A 14,257-nucleotide genomic window follows, 5' to 3' on the forward strand; every position below is an offset into this window, starting at 1 on the left:
GGTTTGTCCCTAACACCGTATGTCAACCCCCGTCGGGCTTAAAACTTTTGGGGGTGGTACTGGGGTCTTGGGTTCCCGGCGGGAATGGCGGGGGGGCCGGGCGGGGGGGGGCGCCCGCCCCCTGCCGGGGGTGAGCTGTCAGCTGTTCTTCGGCAATGTCAGCTCTTCGGCTGGGTCAGGTCGTAGAAGGTCGCGCTGCCGGCGGTGACCTTCTTGTAGTTGTCCTCCACCCAGGAGGTGATCTTGGAGGAGGTGCCGCTGTCGCCGCCCATGCCGCCTCCCATGCCGCCGCCGGAGATGAAGTAGTGGATCTTTCCGTCCTCCACGTACTGCTTGAACTGGGCGAGGGTCGGGGACGGGTCGCTGCCGTTGAAGCCGCCGATGGCCATCACCGGGTCGCCGGTGGCGAGTTGGTAGCTCGCCGCGTTCTGCGAGCCGATGGCCGCCGCCGCCCAGGTGTAGTCCCCGGAGTCCGTCTCCAGGAGCTTCTTGGCCTTGGCGCTGACCTGGGCGCCGTCGAGGAGGCCGCCCATGCCTCCGCCTCCGCCCATGCCGCCGCGTTCGCCGGTGCGGGCGCCCTGCTGCTGGCCCTTCTGACCCTGCTGGCCCTGGCCCTGGGAGTTGCCGTTCTGGCCGGGAGGCTGGCCCATGCCGCCGCCGTTCTGGCCGCCGGTGGGGGGCTGCATGGCGTTGCCGTTCTGACCGCCCGGGGCCTGACCGTTCTGGCCGTTCTGGCCGTTCTGGCCCGGCGGCTGCATCCCGCCGCCACCGCCACCGCCGCCGGGACCGCCACCGCCGGGACCGCCGCCGCCACCGGGACCGCCGCCCATCCGCCCCGCCGAAGCAGGACCCGCGGTCACGATCGACCCGGTGTGCGCGCTGTTCACGGTGGAGAGGGTGTACGCGACCGGTCCCGCCAGGGACGCGGCGAGGCTCAGCCCCACCGCCGCGAGGGCGAACTGACGCCCGAGCCGGGCCGCGAGCAGCAGCCCGACCGCGCCCACGAGGCCGTCGACCAGCACCGCCCAGCGCAGCCACGGCAGGTAGTCCGGGGTCCGGCCGAGCAGGACGTACCCCCACCAGGCCGTGCCCGCGACGCTCACGCCGAGCAGCGCGCCCGCCCACCACTTGGCCCGCTCCTCCCACAGGACCGTGGCGCCCATGCCGATCAGCGCCGCGACGTAGGGGGCGAGGGCGATCGTGTAGTACTGGTGGAAGATCCCCGCCATGAAGCTGAAGACGGCCGCCGTCATCAGGAGCGCGCTGCCCCACGCCACGAACGCCGAGCGCGTGGTGTCGGTCCTGCGGGCCTTCCAGGTGAGGATGATGCCGCCGACGAGCAGGATCAGGGCGGCGGGCAGCAGCCAGGAGATCTGCGCTCCGACCTCGGAGTTGAACATCCGCCCGAGCCCGGTCTCACCCCACTGGCCGCCGCCGCCACCGCCTCCGCCGCCCCCGCCGACGCTGCCGGTCTCTTCGCCGTTGATGCGGCCGAGGCCGTTGTAGCCGAAGGTCAGTTCAAGGAAGGAGTTGTTCTGCGAGCCGCCGATGTACGGGCGCGAGGACGCGGGCCACAGTTCGACTATGGCCACCCACCAGCCGCCGGCCACGATCATCGCGAGCCCGGAGAGTGCCAGCTGACCGAAGCGCTTGCGCAGCCGCACGGGCGCGCACACCGCGTACAGGACGGCGAGCGGCGGCAGGATCAGGAACGCCTGGAGCGTCTTGGCCAGGAAGGCGACGCCGACCGCGACGCCCGCCCACACCAGCCACTTGGTGCGGCCGTGCTCCAGGGCGCGCAGGACGCAGTACACGGTGACGGTCATCAGGAGCGCGAGGATCGCGTCCGGGTTGTTGAACCGGAACATCAGAGCCGCGACCGGCGTGAGCGCGAGCACGGCGCCCGCGATCAGCCCGGCCGCCGGGCTGAAGCGACGGCGCACGGCGGCGTACAGGACACCGACCGTCGCGACGCCCATCAGCACCTGCGGGGCGAGCACCGCCCAGGAATTGAGCCCGAAGAGCCGCACGGAGAGGGCCATCGGCCAGAGCGCGGCCGGGGGCTTGTCCACCGTGATCGCGTTGCCCGCGTCCAGCGAACCGAAGAACATCGCCTTCCAGCTCTGGCTGCCCGCCTGGACGGCCGCGGAGTAGAAGGAGTTGGCGTAGCCGGACGCACTGAGGTTCCAGAGGTAGAGGACCGCGGTCGCGAGCAGCAGCCCCAGGAAGGCGGGGCGCGCCCAGCGCGGGTCGTCGGGGCGTCCGCGCCAGGCACGGGCGAGGAACCCTCCCGCCCCCGCGCGCCGGTGTGCGGCGCCTTCGTGGGGCGGTGCGACCGGGGCCGGCGGCGGCACCGGGTGGGCCGGGTGATCCGGGTGGGTCGTCGTCATCGTGCGTTCCTCGGGTCGGGTGCTTCGGTTCGGATGGGGGCGAGGTCGTACGTCGTCGTGTCGGGTGCCGCGGGGTGGAATTCCGCTGTCGCGTACGCGGGTTGCGGCACCCTGTACTCGGGCTGCGGACCCGCGTCCGGGCGCCGCTCCGGGAAGACCCAGGCCCGCAGGAGCAGGAACCGCAGCACCGTCGCCGCGAGGTTGGCGGCTATGAGGACGGCGAGTTCCGTGCCGTGCGACGCGTCGCCCGACGCCGCGCCGAGTGCGGCAAGCGAGCCGCTGGTCAGGGCGAGACCGATGGCGAAGACCACCAGGCCCTGCGCCTGGTGCCGCACGGCCCGGTCGCGGCCCCGCACCCCGAAGGTCAGCCGCCGGTTGGCCGCGGTGTTGGCGACCGCCGACACGAGCAGGGCGAGCGCGTTGGCCACCTGCGAGCCCGAGAACGTACGGAAGCCGGAGTACAGCAGCAGGTAGAAGAGCGTGGAGAGCGCGCCGACCACGCAGAAGCCGACCAGCTGGCGGGCCAGGCCGCGCGGCACGCCGGTCAGTTGCCGGTCGCGCGGGTCGTCCCCGAAGGGGCGCGCGAGGCGGTCGAGCGGGAGCGCGCCGACGGCGAGGGCCTTCCCCACCCGCCACACCCCCTTGAGGTCGTCCGTGGCCGTCTTGACCAGGTGGACCGTGGAGTCCGGGTCGTCGACCCAGTCGACCGGCACCTCGTGGATGCGCAGGCCCGCGCGCTCGGCGAGCACCAGCATCTCCGTGTCGAAGAACCACCCCGTGTCCTCGACGAGCGGAAGCAGCACCCCCGCCACATCACCTCTGATCGCCTTGAACCCGCACTGGGCGTCGGAGAAACGGGCCTGCAGCGAGCCGCGCAGGATGAGGTTGTACGTACGAGAGATGAACTCCCGCTTCGGGCCGCGCACCACCCGCGAACTGCGCGCGAGCCGGGAGCCGATCGCCAGGTCCGAGTGCCCGGAGATCAGCGGCGCCACCAGCGGGAGCAGCGCGTTGAGGTCGGTGGACAGGTCCACGTCCATGTAGGCGAGGACGGGGGCGTCCGAAGCGGACCACACGGCGCGCAGGGCCCGCCCGCGCCCCTTCTGCTCCAGACGCGTGTACCGGACTTCTCCGCTCGACGCCGCGAGTTGCGCCGCCACCTCGGGGGTGCGGTCCGTGGACGCGTTGTCCGCGATGGTGATGCGGAAGGGGTAGGGGAAGGTCCGCACGAGGTGATCACGCAGGCGCCGCACGCACGGCCCCAGATCCTTCTCCTCGTTGTAGACGGGGATCACGATGTCCAGGACGGGCACATCGCGCCATCCGGCGGGGAGGTGGGCCCGGGCCGGCAGAGGGACCGAGAAAGCACCGCCCGAAGCAGAGTCGGTTTGCATGACACCGACATTCGCCAAGTGGTCTGTCAGGCCTGTGTGGTGAGCCTGTGGCCCGCCTGTGAGTCCCATGACGGGCCGCTGACCTGCTCCGATACGGCAGGCAGCGCCACGGTGAAGACCGTACGGCCCGGCACGCTGTCGACCGCCACAGTGCCGCCGTGGGCCGCGACTATGGCCTGCACGAGGGCGAGACCGAGCCCCGTGGACCCGGCGTTGCGGGAGCGCGAGGCGTCGCCGCGGGCGAACCGTTCGAAGACGTGGGGCAGGAGGGCGGGCGCGATGCCGGGGCCGTTGTCCTCGACCTCCAGGCAGACGCCGGGTCCGGCCCGCCGCACGCGGGCGGTGACCTTCGTGCCCGGTGGCGTGTGCGTACGCGCGTTGGCGAGGAGGTTGACGACGACCTGCTGGAGACGGGCCGGGTCGGCGAGGACGAGCGCCGGTTCGTCGGGCAGCTCAAGGGCCCAGTAGTGCTCGGGGCCCGCGGCCCGCGCGTCGCTCACGGTGTCGACGACGAGCGGTGAGAGATCAGTGCTCTGATACGAGAGCGGCAGTCGGGCACCGGGGCCGTTTCCGTGGGAACGCCCGCCGTCACGCCCCTCGTCGAGGCGCGCGAGCAGCAGCAGGTCCTCCACGAGGCCCGTCATCCGCTGCGCCTCGGACTCGATGCGCCCGAGAGCGTGCCGGGTGTCGGGCCCGGTCGACTCCCGCCCCCGCCGCGTCAGTTCGGCGTAGCCACGGATCGAGGCAAGGGGCGTACGCAGCTCATGACTGGCGTCCGCGACGAACTGGCGTACCCGCGTCTCGCTCTCCTGGCGCGCGTGCAGCGCGGAGTGCACATGGTCGAGCATCCGGTTCAGCGCGGCGCCCACCTGCCCGACCTCCGTGTTCGGCTCGGCGTCGGGGACCCGCTCGTACAACGTCACTTCACCGCTGTGCAGCGGGAGTTCGGAGACGCGGGTGGCGGTCGCCGCGACCCGGCGCAGCGGGCGAAGGGCGACGCCGACCATGACCGCGCCGGTGAGCGAGGCGGCGACCAGGCCCGCGGCGGTGACGCTGACCTCGACGATGATCAGCGTTTCGAGGGTGTTCTGCACCTTGTCCGTGGGGATGCCGACGAGGAAGTCGCCGTTGGGGCCGGTCGCGTACATCACGCGGTACCCGCCCAGGCCGGGGATGTCGACGTTGTGCTCCTGCTTGTCGCGCGGCACGGAGGCGAGCGCGGCGGACTCCGCCTCGTTGAGCTGCTTGGTCCGCGGCTCGAAGCTGCCGTTGTCCGGGTCGGCGCTGACCAGTGCCTGGCCGACCGAGCCGTCGCTCTCCACGACGGCCCCGATGGTGCCGACCTCCTGGGGCCCCTTCGACACGAACCGCAGCGGATCGTCCGTTTCCGCGGACGGCACGCCCGGGCCATCCGCCCCCGGCTTCGGCATCGGCCCCGACGCACGCTCCGCGACCGTGCCGAGCGTGCCGTCCAGCTGCTCGTACAGGTGCGAGCGCAACGCGATGGTCGTCACCGTGCCGATCACCGCGCAGACGACGGCGATCAGCGCCACCGCCGAGACGACGAGCCGCGTCCGCAGCGACCGCGGCTGCCGTCTCCGCCTCATGAGGCTGCGGCCACCTCGGTCGAGGGCGCGGGCTTGATCAGGTAACCGGCACCACGCCGCGTGTGGATCATCGGCTCACGACCGGCGTCTATCTTCCTCCTGAGATACGAGATGTAGAGCTCTACGACGTTGGCCTGACCCCCGAAGTCGTAGTTCCACACGCGATCGAGGATCTGCGCCTTGCTGAGCACGCGCCGCGGATTGCGCATCAGGAAGCGGAGCAGCTCAAACTCCGTGGCGGTGAGGTGGATGGAGTCCCCGCCACGCGTCACCTCGTGGCTGTCCTCGTCGAGGGTGAGGTCCCCGACGGCGAGCACGGATTCGCTGCGCCGGTCGGAGGCCCCGGCCCGGCGGATGAGTCCGCGCAGCCGCGCGACGACTTCCTCCAGGCTGAAGGGCTTGGTGACGTAGTCGTCGCCCCCGGCGGTGAGACCGGCGATACGGTCCTCGACGGCGTCCTTGGCCGTCAGGAAAAGCACCGGCACGTCGGGCAGCTCACGCCGAAGGCGCCCGAGCACGGCGAGGCCGTCCATGTCCGGCAGCATCATGTCGAGCACGACGGCGTCGGGCCGGAAGGCACGGGCGACACGGACCGCGCCGGCGCCGTCCCCGGCACTACGGATCTGCCAGCCCTCGTACCGCAGGGCCATGGAGAGCAGCTCGGTCAGCGACACCTCGTCGTCGACGACGAGGACGCGGACGGGGCTACCGTCCGCCCTGAGCAGTTCGGTACGCCCCTGGGGCGAGGTCGTAGTCATGACACACAGATTGCTCGGCGGCCGTGAGAGCGAGCTTTCGGCAACCTGTGAATTCCCTGAGAAACGGGGAGGGCTACAGCCGGGGCTCGGCGACGAACGAGCCGAGGCCGACCTCGGCTCGGACGAGCCCTTCCGCCTTGAGGTGGGCCAGAGCCTTCTGGGCGGTCGAAGCCGCGATACCGAACTCGGCGGACAGCTCCACGACGGAGGGCACCCTGGCGCCCACGGGGTAGGTGCCGTCGTCAATGCGGGACGCGATGGCTGCGGCCACCTGGCGCCAGACGGGGCGCGTCCGGTCCAGCTCCGGACTCACTCGGTGGGTCGCTGCGAGACGAAGGAGCCGAGGCCGACCTCGGCTCGGATGAGCCCCTTGTCCCGAAGGTGGGCCAGGACCTTGTGCGCCGTGGACGCCGAGATGCCGAACTCGGAGGACAACTTCGCCACCGACGGCACCGGTGCACCCACGGGGTAGTCGCCCTCCGCGATGCGCGCGGCCATGACCGTGGCGACCTTCCGCCAGACAGGCTGAGCATCCTGGATCTCAGGGACCCGCCCGGGCGGTGGGGTGTCGGCGGGGGAGACGAACGAGCCGAGACCTGGCTCCGTGTAGGTCAGCCCCTCCGCGCGCAGCCCACCGAGCACCTTGTGCGCAGTCGCGTTGGCGATGCCGAACTCGGCCGTCAACTGGACGACGGACGGCACTCGCGCACGCGGCGGGTAGACGCCATCCTCGATCCGCCCACGGATCACTTCGGCCACCTGGCGCCAACGAGGCTTGTCTGGAGCGAATTCCATCACACGACCATAATGAGTATGCCGCGCACTCTAGTGCGATTCATAGACGCCCTAGACGCCCTAGCATGCTTAAGAAACCCCGACCTTATCCGCCGCCTCGCCACCTGGGTGAGACTCCTCCTGACCCCCGCACCCACGCCCACGGCCACCCCCACCCCTCCACCGCAACTGCTCCCCGAACCAGCCGCCCCCACCCCCCGCAGCCGCTACGGCCTCGACGCTCTTCTCCCCCTCGCCGGAGAGTCCACCCGCCCAGTACGCCCCTACCTCACGGCCCACGAGCAGCACAGCCGCCGACGTGAACTGCTGCTGGCCACACTCGGATTGGACACCCCCGGCCCCTACTGGATCCACGGCATGGAGGTCGCCCGATGAACGACGACGCCGACGACTTCATCAGCCCCGCCCGCCTGCTCCCCTGGCCCGGCCCCGAGGGCAAACCCTGCTACTTGATCGGCGACGCCACCGGCCCCGTATCCCGCGTAGCCGACGCCATGGAGTCGGTCCAGCTAGGCATGGGCGGCGAGCTGCTGACGTACGCGCACGGCATGATCCCCGACGCATCCGAGGCCGAAATCCGTTACCTGGCCCAGCGCTTGACCGAGGCCCTCCAGGACGCGCTGCGCGTCGCGGAGAGCCGAGGCCAAAGGCTGCGCTGAGCCGGTGTCACCACGCGCGTCGCAAAAAAGTCCCGCCCGAAACGCCCAAAACGGGCGCGTCAGCGGGACTTTCTTGCAACAGCCGCAGCTACTCACTCCCCCGCTCGAAGCCGTAGCTCCGCTCCACCTTGGCGACGTGGACGACGTACTTCTCGTACCACTCGCCCCGCCCCCGCTTCTGCGCCGTGCGGTGCTCGGTGTTGCCGCGCCACTGCTTGATGGCGTCCGCGTCGCGGAAGTACCCGACGGTTATGCCGAGCCCGCCGGGCGTCCGCGCGGACTCGATCCCGAGGAAGCCGGGCACGGCGGTGACGAGTTCCTCCATGCGGTCGGAGGTCTCGGCGTAGCCGTCGTCGTGGCCGTCCTCGGCCTCGGTTCTCAGGGAGGTGAACACGACGGCGTAGTAGGGAGGTTCAAAGGGCTGGACAGGCGCGACAGGCTGATCACTCATGTCCACAGACTTGGCCGCGCCGCACCCGACTGTCCACCCTCCGCTGCCCCTTATTGCCTTACGGGCAGCGAGACTTGACCATCCGGTCAGCAAGCAGGGCCCAGGGGTCAGAAGAGACCGCCCTGGACCACCGGCACCTCCCGTACCGGCACAGTCGTACGCTCCGCGCCCCCCGCCCCTTCGAGCCGCCACCCCCGCAGCAGCCGACTGTCGAGCACCACAAGCCGCCCACCATCGTCGAAGTAAAGATCAGGCCCGGCCACCGCGACGAGATCCCCCCGCACCACCCCGCCATCGACGAGCTCGGTGACGGCGAACCCGCCGCCGACGCCCGCGAGACGCTCGACCCCGAACGCCTCGCCGTGGTCCACGACAGCCGACGGCACCCGCTCCAGCGACTCCGGCCACCCGTCGAGCGCGAGGGCGAAGCCGTGCATCCGCTCCAGCTCGCGCCGCCGCTCGTCCGCCCCCGGCAGGGTGGCCCTCACGGCCCGCTTCCTCGCGTACGAGATCCGGTCCGGCACCCCGAGTGCGACGCGCAGCAGCTCCTCGGCCCGCCGAGCCGCCATCAGTGGGCCGCGGCCCAGCCAGGCGAAGGCCACCGCCCCCTGTTCGAGGAGGCGGGCCGGACCCCGCTCCTCGCGGGTGATCCCCACCTTCACCAGGCCCGCCCCGAACCACGCCAGGTAGACGCGGTAGGTCCGCGGATCGTCGGCGATGGTGTCGGCGGCCACCGAGTGCGCCCGGTCGAGCCGCGCGCACTCGTCGCAGCGGGCCTGCGTCCCCCGCGCGGGCACGGCGGCGGCGACCGGGCAGGGGTTCCCCCGCGCCCCCACGCACTCCCGCCGCCCGAGCGCCCGGAACCCCACCCGCCGGCCCACGACCAGCGGACTGACTTCCCCCCGCTCCCACACGAGCGCGGGCCGTTCGCGATCCGCCCAGCTCAACCCCGCGCTACGCCACTCCATGGGGACAGTCTTACGCCCGCCACTGACAGACGGACTCAGCAGCTCACGTGCCTGCCGGGCGCGGCGTGCAGCACCCGCACGAAATCCCGGTAGAGCCCGACCCGGTGCTTCACCTGCTCGGGCTTGCCCCCGTCGCACTCGGGTCCGTTGAGGCTGCGGATGGTCTCGCCGAAGCCCTTCCGCTGCACCATCGCCTCGTGGCCGGTGGCGGTGCCCATGCCGGTCTGGGTGTTCCAGTACCAAAGGGCGGTCATCCAGGCCACCTTCGGATCGCGCTCCACCAGCGACGGATCGTTCAGCAGGTCGATCCCGAGCGCGTCCCCGGCCGCCTTGTAGTTGAAGTTCCAGCTCAGCATGATCGCGCCGCGCCCGTAGTACGCGGACTCGCCCGCCGGACAGCCGTAGGGCTGGGTCTTGTCGCAGAAGATCGGATACGTCGACTCGTCCTGGGCCACGACGTAGAAGAGGCCGCCGGTCTCGTGACTGACGTTGGCCAGGAAGGCTGCGGCCTCCTGGCGCCGCACCGCCTTGCTTCCCGTCCGCGCGAACTCGGGGTAGGCACGGGTGGCTTCGACGAGACCGTCGTACGTGAAGAAGGCGTTCCGCTCGGGGAACATCCGCTCGAACTGAGCCTCACTGACGACGAACCGCGTCTTGCCCCGCTCCTCGGCGGCGGCGACGGCACCCGGCCCGTGCACCCCGGAGCCCACCCCCAAGGCCACCGCAAGCGCGACCAGAACAGCAAGCCCTCGTGTTCTCCACACCGCGTCATCACTCCCTCGGACATCACCCATCCCCGGCGGGATTGGTCCGGACCATTGTGCCGTGCATGTCAATGCCGCAACCTCAACTCCGCTGCCGCGCCACTCTGTTGCCGGAAAGACCGTCTATCGGGAAGGTCGCGGCGTACGGACACCCAGCCGGCCCGTACCGCGCGAGCTAGGATCCGGACCATGGCTCTGACCATGAACGACGTGGACCGGTTCGAAGCGGCAAGGCCCCGCCTGGAGGCCATCGCCTACCGCCTCCTGGGCTCGTCGGGCGATGCCGAGGACGCCGTACAGGACACCTTCCTGCGCTGGCAGGCCGCCGACGTCGACCGCATCGAGGTCCCCGAGGCCTGGCTGACGAAGGTCCTCACCAACCTGTGCCTCAACCAGCTCACCTCGGCCCGCGCCCGGCGCGAGACCTACGTGGGCCAGTGGCTGCCCGAGCCGCTGCTCGCCGGTGACCCCATGCTCGGCCCCGCCGACACCGCCGAACAGCGCGAATCGCTCTCGTACGCGGTCCTCATGCTCATGGAGCGCCTCTCGCCCGACGAGCGCGTGGTGTACGTGCTGCGGGAGGCGTTCGGCTACCGGCACCGGGAGATCGCCCAGATCCTCGACATCACCGAGTCCGCGGGCCAGCAGATCTTCCACCGCGCCAAGAAGCGCGTCGCGGAGGGCAAGACCCGCACCGAGATCGACGAGGCGGCGGCCGTGCGCATCGTCGAGGAGTTCCTCGCGGCCGCCACCAGCGGCCGGACCGAACCGCTGGTGGCGCTGCTCACCGCGGACGCCGTCGCGATCGGCGACGGCGGCGGGAAGATCCCGGCCCGCGCCAAGGCGTTCGAGGGCGCCGTGGCGGTCGCAAAGTTCATGCGGGGCCTGTTCAAGCCGAGCGAGGCCAAGCGCGCCTACGTCGGCGGCTCACCCGAGGCCTACATCACGACCGCCAACGGCGCCCCCGCCGTCGTGGCGGTCCTCGACGGCCGGGTCGTCGGCATCATGTGCATCGAGATCACCGCCGACGGCATCGCGGCGTTCCACAACCAGGTCAACCCCGACAAGCTCGAACGCGCGACCAGGCAGTGGGCGGCCACCGACCACGGGGATCCCGTGCTGCGCACCGCCTTCTGATCTCCGCACCACTCTCCGATACTGATGTGACTCCGATCCCTGATGTGACGTGCTTCACATCAGGCTCCTGTCAGGAAACGGCGGGCTGCCCGGTTCAAGGGGCGAACCCGCCGAAGAGCTGATGACAGCCGAAGAGCTGACGACAGGAGCCAGACCATGCTGCAGCACCGCATCATCGTCATCGGAGCCGGATACACCGGAGCCGTCGCCGCCGGGCGCCTCGCCAAGCGGCTGCACCGCGACGACGTCGCCATCACCCTCGTCAACGCCGAACCCGACTTCGTCGAGCGCGTCCGCATGCACCAGCTGACCACCGGCCAGGACCTCGGGCACCGGCCCTTCAGCGAGATGTTCGCGGGCACCGGCGTCGAGCTGAAGCTCGCGAGGGTCACCGCCGTCGACGCCGACCGCAAGACCGTCACGGTCACCGCCGCCGCGCCCGACCAGGACGAGCCGAGCGCGGACGGATCGGGGGCGGACGAACCGCGCGAGGAGGAGGAGCTGGAGTACGACACCCTCGTCTACGCCCTCGGCAGCGGCTGGAGCACCCAAGGCGTCCCCGGCACCGCCGAGCACGCCCACCAGATCGCGAGCCGCCCCGGAGCGCTCCGGCTGCGCGAGCGCCTGGCCGCCCTGGGCGCCGGGGAGACCGTGGTCGTCGTCGGCGGCGGACTCACCGGGCTCGAGGCCGCGACCGAGATCGCCGAGTCCCGCCCTGACCTCGACGTCGCCCTCGCCGCCCGCGGCCGGTTCGGCGACTGGCTCTCGCCCAAGGGGCGCGGCCATGCGCGGAAGGTCTTCGGCAAGCTCGGCATCACCGTGCACGAGCAGGCCGCGGTCACCGAGGTGCGGGCCGACGGCGTCACCACCGCCGACGGCAAGACCATCCCGGCCGCGGTCACCCTGTGGACCACCGGCTTCGCCGTCCACCCGATCGCACGGGCCACCACCCTGGACGTCACGGACTCCGGTCAGATCGTGGTCGACGGGACCATGCGCTCGGTGTCGCACCCGGACGTGTACGCGGTCGGCGACGCGGCCATGGCGATGGGCCCCGGCGACAAGCCGCTGCGGATGTCGTGCGCGACCGGCACCCCCATGGCATGGCAGGCCGCCGACTCCATCGCGGCCCGCCTGACCGGCAGGAAGCTCCCGAAGACCCTGATGCGCTACTTCAACCAGTGCATCTCGCTGGGCCGCAAGGAGGGCCTGATCCAGTACGTCACCGCCGACGACCGCGCGGTCCGGGCGGCCCTGACGGGACGGCTCGCAGCCGTCTACAAGGAACTGATCTGCAAGGGCGCGGCCTGGGGCGTCGCCAACCCGCTGCTCGGGATGCCGAGCCGTACCCGCCACATCGTGCGGGAGCCGCAGCAGGCGAGCACAGCCGTCAAGACGCCGGCCTGAGCCCGCCCCGAGTCCGGCCCGGACCCTGCGTGCCGCGGACGCCCCCGGACCATCTCCGGGGGCCCTTGCCCTCGCCTGCCCTCGCCCGCTCTCACATGCCCTCGCCCCGGTGCGCGCGTGCCGCCCGTACGGCTTTCGGTATTCGCGGGACCCGTCGCGGCGATGAAGAGTAATCTCGCGATCACGGAACGTGGCCAACACATGCGTGCGGGTCCGCCGGGCGCGGCACCGAGCCCGCTTCGGCACACCGGAGGACGGGATGAGCAGGGAAGCGGAGATCGCTCGCACTCTTGTGCAGCTCGCCGACACCCTGGCGGACGACTTCGACGTCATCGACTACGTGGAGCAGCTGAAGACCCGCTGCTGCGAGATCCTCGACATCGCGGACGCCGCCGTCCTGCTGGCCTCCCCGGAACCACTGACTTCCCCGGCACAACCGGCTTCCTCCGGATTCCCGGCTTCCCCTGAAGCGCCGTCCTCCCCGGAAAACCGTCTCTACAGCCCGGCAGCAATCACCTGCGGCACCGGCACCGGCGGCACCGGCGACGCCGATTCCGCCAAGGCCTCGCTAAAGGCCTCGGTACTCGACGCGGCCCTGCGCGAGGGCCCCGCCATCGACGTCTACCGCACCGCTTCCGTCATCGCCCCCGGGTACCTCGGCAGTGCCCCCGCCGTCTGGCGCGACTTCACCTTCCGGGCCCGCGCCGCCGGCTACACCTACGCCGGCGCCGTACCCCTGCGGCTGCGCAAGGAGACCCTCGGCAGCCTGCTGCTCCTGCGCACCCGCCACAGCCCGATGCCGGACGCCGACCTCGCGCTGGCCCAGTCCTTCGCCGACGCGGCCGCCATCGGCCTGCTGCACGCCCGCACCTTCCGGCAGGCGGACACCCTCAACGCACAGCTGCGCACGGCCCTGCACACCCGCATCGTCATCGAGCAGGCCAAGGGGTTCCTCGCCGCCCGCCGCGGCATCTCCCCCGCCGAGGCCTTCGAGACCCTGCGCCGCCGCGCACGCCACCACCGCGTACGCCTCGCCACCGTCGCCCAAGAAGTCATCGCCATACGGGAAATCCCCCACGCACCGCCCGGCGCCAGAGACCCGGGCCGGGACGCACCGGCCTCGTAAGCCCGCACTCGCTCGGGGGGCCTGCCGCACGGCCTGCCCCGCACGGCCCCTCGTTCGCCAACCAGTGAGGAGGCACGATGCTCAACTCGACCGACGCCTTCGCGGGATTCGCGCACTCCTTCGAGCATTGCCAGCGGCTGCGCCGCCTGGCCCGGGAGACGATCGACAGGGCCCGCAAGATGCGGTCGGAAGCGGTGGAGATGCGGCTGCAGGCAGCGCAGATCCGTGCCGACCGAGCGCGGTGGCTCTCCGCACGCCTCACCGAGGGCCTCGCGAACCGCCCCGCACCGACGGGCACACGCCCGTCCGGCACGCACCCGACCGCCACGCACTCTCCGGGCACTTACCCGACCGGCACACGCCCGCCCGCCACACGCCCGTCCGGCAAGGCCTCTCCTGCCGTGCAGCTGGCCGCACTGGCCGCCTTCGTGCACGCCCGCCTCGACGAGGAGGCAGCTTCCGCCGACCTCTTCCACAAGGCCGACTGCCCGGCGGCCGAACAGACCAGGACCACCGACCTCGACCGGACCCGCTGTCCCTGCCGTATCCCGCACCGCACCGGCCCGCCCGCCCGCTGCGGCTGCCCCACCCCACGCCTCATCCACCAGAAGATCGACGACCGCCGGAACATCGCCCACAACAGCGAGGCCGTCATCCGCCAGGCGGACCACACCGCTCCGAACTGGCCCCACAACGAACTCAACGCCCTGCAGGATCTGCAGACCCTGGCCGTGTCCTACGAACTGCACTGGCTCTGGCAGGAGGAATGGCGCCCCTGACACCGACGCCGACGCCGACGCC

At 71.5% G+C, this 14,257-nt stretch carries 15 protein-coding genes; 6 read left to right on the forward strand and 9 right to left on the reverse strand.

Annotated features, from left to right (window positions below; translation table 11 throughout):
- Positions 1 to 158 precede the first annotated feature (158 nt).
- The 6 genes from ACWFR3_RS15595 to ACWFR3_RS15620 all read right to left on the reverse strand — a co-directional run bounded on the left by ACWFR3_RS15595 (position 159) and on the right by ACWFR3_RS15620 (position 6,944).
- Complete coding sequence (locus tag ACWFR3_RS15595) at positions 159 to 2,390, reverse strand: ArnT family glycosyltransferase (RefSeq protein ID WP_453735087.1); 2,232 nt, start codon at positions 2,388 to 2,390, stop codon at positions 159 to 161.
- Positions 2,387 to 3,784, reverse strand: a complete 1,398-nt coding sequence (locus tag ACWFR3_RS15600) for a glycosyltransferase (RefSeq protein WP_453735088.1) — start codon at positions 3,782 to 3,784, stop codon at positions 2,387 to 2,389. The genes ACWFR3_RS15595 and ACWFR3_RS15600 overlap by 4 nt, the downstream gene beginning before the upstream one ends.
- A gap of 26 nt (positions 3,785 to 3,810) precedes the next feature.
- Positions 3,811 to 5,391, reverse strand: a complete 1,581-nt coding sequence (locus ACWFR3_RS15605; protein WP_453735089.1) for a sensor histidine kinase — start codon at positions 5,389 to 5,391, stop codon at positions 3,811 to 3,813.
- The gene (locus tag ACWFR3_RS15610; RefSeq protein ID WP_453735090.1) at positions 5,388 to 6,149 is read right to left on the reverse strand and encodes a response regulator transcription factor; all 762 of its coding nucleotides are present in this window, start codon (positions 6,147 to 6,149) and stop codon (positions 5,388 to 5,390) included. Before ACWFR3_RS15610 ends, ACWFR3_RS15605 begins: the two co-directional genes overlap by 4 nt.
- Before the next feature lie 73 nt (positions 6,150 to 6,222).
- A complete protein-coding gene (locus ACWFR3_RS15615; RefSeq protein WP_453735091.1) occupies positions 6,223 to 6,462 on the reverse strand; it encodes a GntR family transcriptional regulator in 240 nt (79 codons plus the stop codon).
- Complete coding sequence (locus ACWFR3_RS15620) at positions 6,459 to 6,944, reverse strand: GntR family transcriptional regulator (RefSeq protein ID WP_453735092.1); 486 nt, start codon at positions 6,942 to 6,944, stop codon at positions 6,459 to 6,461. Before ACWFR3_RS15620 ends, ACWFR3_RS15615 begins: the two co-directional genes overlap by 4 nt.
- 108 nt (positions 6,945 to 7,052) lie before the next feature.
- Between ACWFR3_RS15620 and ACWFR3_RS15625 the strand changes: the two genes are divergently transcribed.
- Positions 7,053 to 7,319, forward strand: a complete 267-nt coding sequence (locus ACWFR3_RS15625; RefSeq protein ID WP_453735093.1) for a hypothetical protein — start codon at positions 7,053 to 7,055, stop codon at positions 7,317 to 7,319.
- Entirely contained in the window at positions 7,316 to 7,603 is a 288-nt protein-coding gene (locus tag ACWFR3_RS15630) for a hypothetical protein (protein ID WP_453735094.1), read from the forward strand. The genes ACWFR3_RS15625 and ACWFR3_RS15630 overlap by 4 nt, the downstream gene beginning before the upstream one ends.
- An 88-nt stretch (positions 7,604 to 7,691) precedes the next feature.
- Here the strand turns inward: ACWFR3_RS15630 and ACWFR3_RS15635 are convergent, their stop codons facing one another.
- The 3 genes from ACWFR3_RS15635 to ACWFR3_RS15645 all read right to left on the reverse strand — a co-directional run bounded on the left by ACWFR3_RS15635 (position 7,692) and on the right by ACWFR3_RS15645 (position 9,738).
- Complete coding sequence (locus ACWFR3_RS15635; protein WP_453735095.1) at positions 7,692 to 8,054, reverse strand: antibiotic biosynthesis monooxygenase family protein; 363 nt, start codon at positions 8,052 to 8,054, stop codon at positions 7,692 to 7,694.
- A gap of 107 nt (positions 8,055 to 8,161) precedes the next feature.
- Positions 8,162 to 9,022, reverse strand: coding sequence for a DUF2797 domain-containing protein (locus tag ACWFR3_RS15640; protein ID WP_453735096.1), 861 nt, complete (start codon positions 9,020 to 9,022; stop codon positions 8,162 to 8,164).
- Positions 9,023 to 9,057: 35 nt separating this feature from the next.
- Positions 9,058 to 9,738 carry a chitinase gene (locus ACWFR3_RS15645; RefSeq protein WP_453735168.1) on the reverse strand — a complete coding sequence of 227 codons (681 nt, stop codon included), beginning with the start codon at positions 9,736 to 9,738 and terminating at the stop codon, positions 9,058 to 9,060.
- 237 nt (positions 9,739 to 9,975) lie between these two features.
- Here ACWFR3_RS15645 and sigJ point away from each other — a divergent pair, with 237 nt between their 5' ends.
- From sigJ to ACWFR3_RS15665, 4 genes are all read left to right on the forward strand, one after another.
- Entirely contained in the window at positions 9,976 to 10,923 is a 948-nt protein-coding gene (gene sigJ, locus ACWFR3_RS15650) for an RNA polymerase sigma factor SigJ (protein WP_453735097.1), read from the forward strand.
- Between the two features lie 159 nt (positions 10,924 to 11,082).
- The gene (locus ACWFR3_RS15655) at positions 11,083 to 12,330 is read left to right on the forward strand and encodes an NAD(P)/FAD-dependent oxidoreductase (RefSeq protein ID WP_453735169.1); all 1,248 of its coding nucleotides are present in this window, start codon (positions 11,083 to 11,085) and stop codon (positions 12,328 to 12,330) included.
- A gap of 259 nt (positions 12,331 to 12,589) precedes the next feature.
- A complete protein-coding gene (locus ACWFR3_RS15660; protein ID WP_453735098.1) occupies positions 12,590 to 13,456 on the forward strand; it encodes an ANTAR domain-containing protein in 867 nt (288 codons plus the stop codon).
- Positions 13,457 to 13,533: 77 nt separating this feature from the next.
- Entirely contained in the window at positions 13,534 to 14,235 is a 702-nt protein-coding gene (locus ACWFR3_RS15665) for a hypothetical protein (RefSeq protein ID WP_453735099.1), read from the forward strand.
- Positions 14,236 to 14,257: the final 22 nt, after the last annotated feature.

It is taken from the genome of Streptomyces sp. NPDC055189 (assembly GCF_053606765.1).

Coding starts and splice junctions, on each gene's coding strand:
- ACWFR3_RS15595 (WP_453735087.1), bottom strand. CDS start 2,390: ATGACGACGACCCACCCGGATCACCCGGCCCACCCGGTGCCGCCGCCG.
- ACWFR3_RS15600 (WP_453735088.1), bottom strand. CDS start 3,784: ATGCAAACCGACTCTGCTTCGGGCGGTGCTTTCTCGGTCCCTCTGCCG.
- ACWFR3_RS15605 (WP_453735089.1), bottom strand. CDS start 5,391: ATGAGGCGGAGACGGCAGCCGCGGTCGCTGCGGACGCGGCTCGTCGTC.
- ACWFR3_RS15610 (WP_453735090.1), bottom strand. CDS start 6,149: ATGACTACGACCTCGCCCCAGGGGCGTACCGAACTGCTCAGGGCGGAC.
- ACWFR3_RS15620 (WP_453735092.1), bottom strand. CDS start 6,944: ATGGAATTCGCTCCAGACAAGCCTCGTTGGCGCCAGGTGGCCGAAGTG.
- ACWFR3_RS15630 (WP_453735094.1), top strand. CDS start 7,316: ATGAACGACGACGCCGACGACTTCATCAGCCCCGCCCGCCTGCTCCCC.
- ACWFR3_RS15635 (WP_453735095.1), bottom strand. CDS start 8,054: ATGAGTGATCAGCCTGTCGCGCCTGTCCAGCCCTTTGAACCTCCCTAC.
- ACWFR3_RS15640 (WP_453735096.1), bottom strand. CDS start 9,022: ATGGAGTGGCGTAGCGCGGGGTTGAGCTGGGCGGATCGCGAACGGCCC.
- sigJ (WP_453735097.1), top strand. CDS start 9,976: ATGGCTCTGACCATGAACGACGTGGACCGGTTCGAAGCGGCAAGGCCC.
- ACWFR3_RS15660 (WP_453735098.1), top strand. CDS start 12,590: ATGAGCAGGGAAGCGGAGATCGCTCGCACTCTTGTGCAGCTCGCCGAC.
- ACWFR3_RS15665 (WP_453735099.1), top strand. CDS start 13,534: ATGCTCAACTCGACCGACGCCTTCGCGGGATTCGCGCACTCCTTCGAG.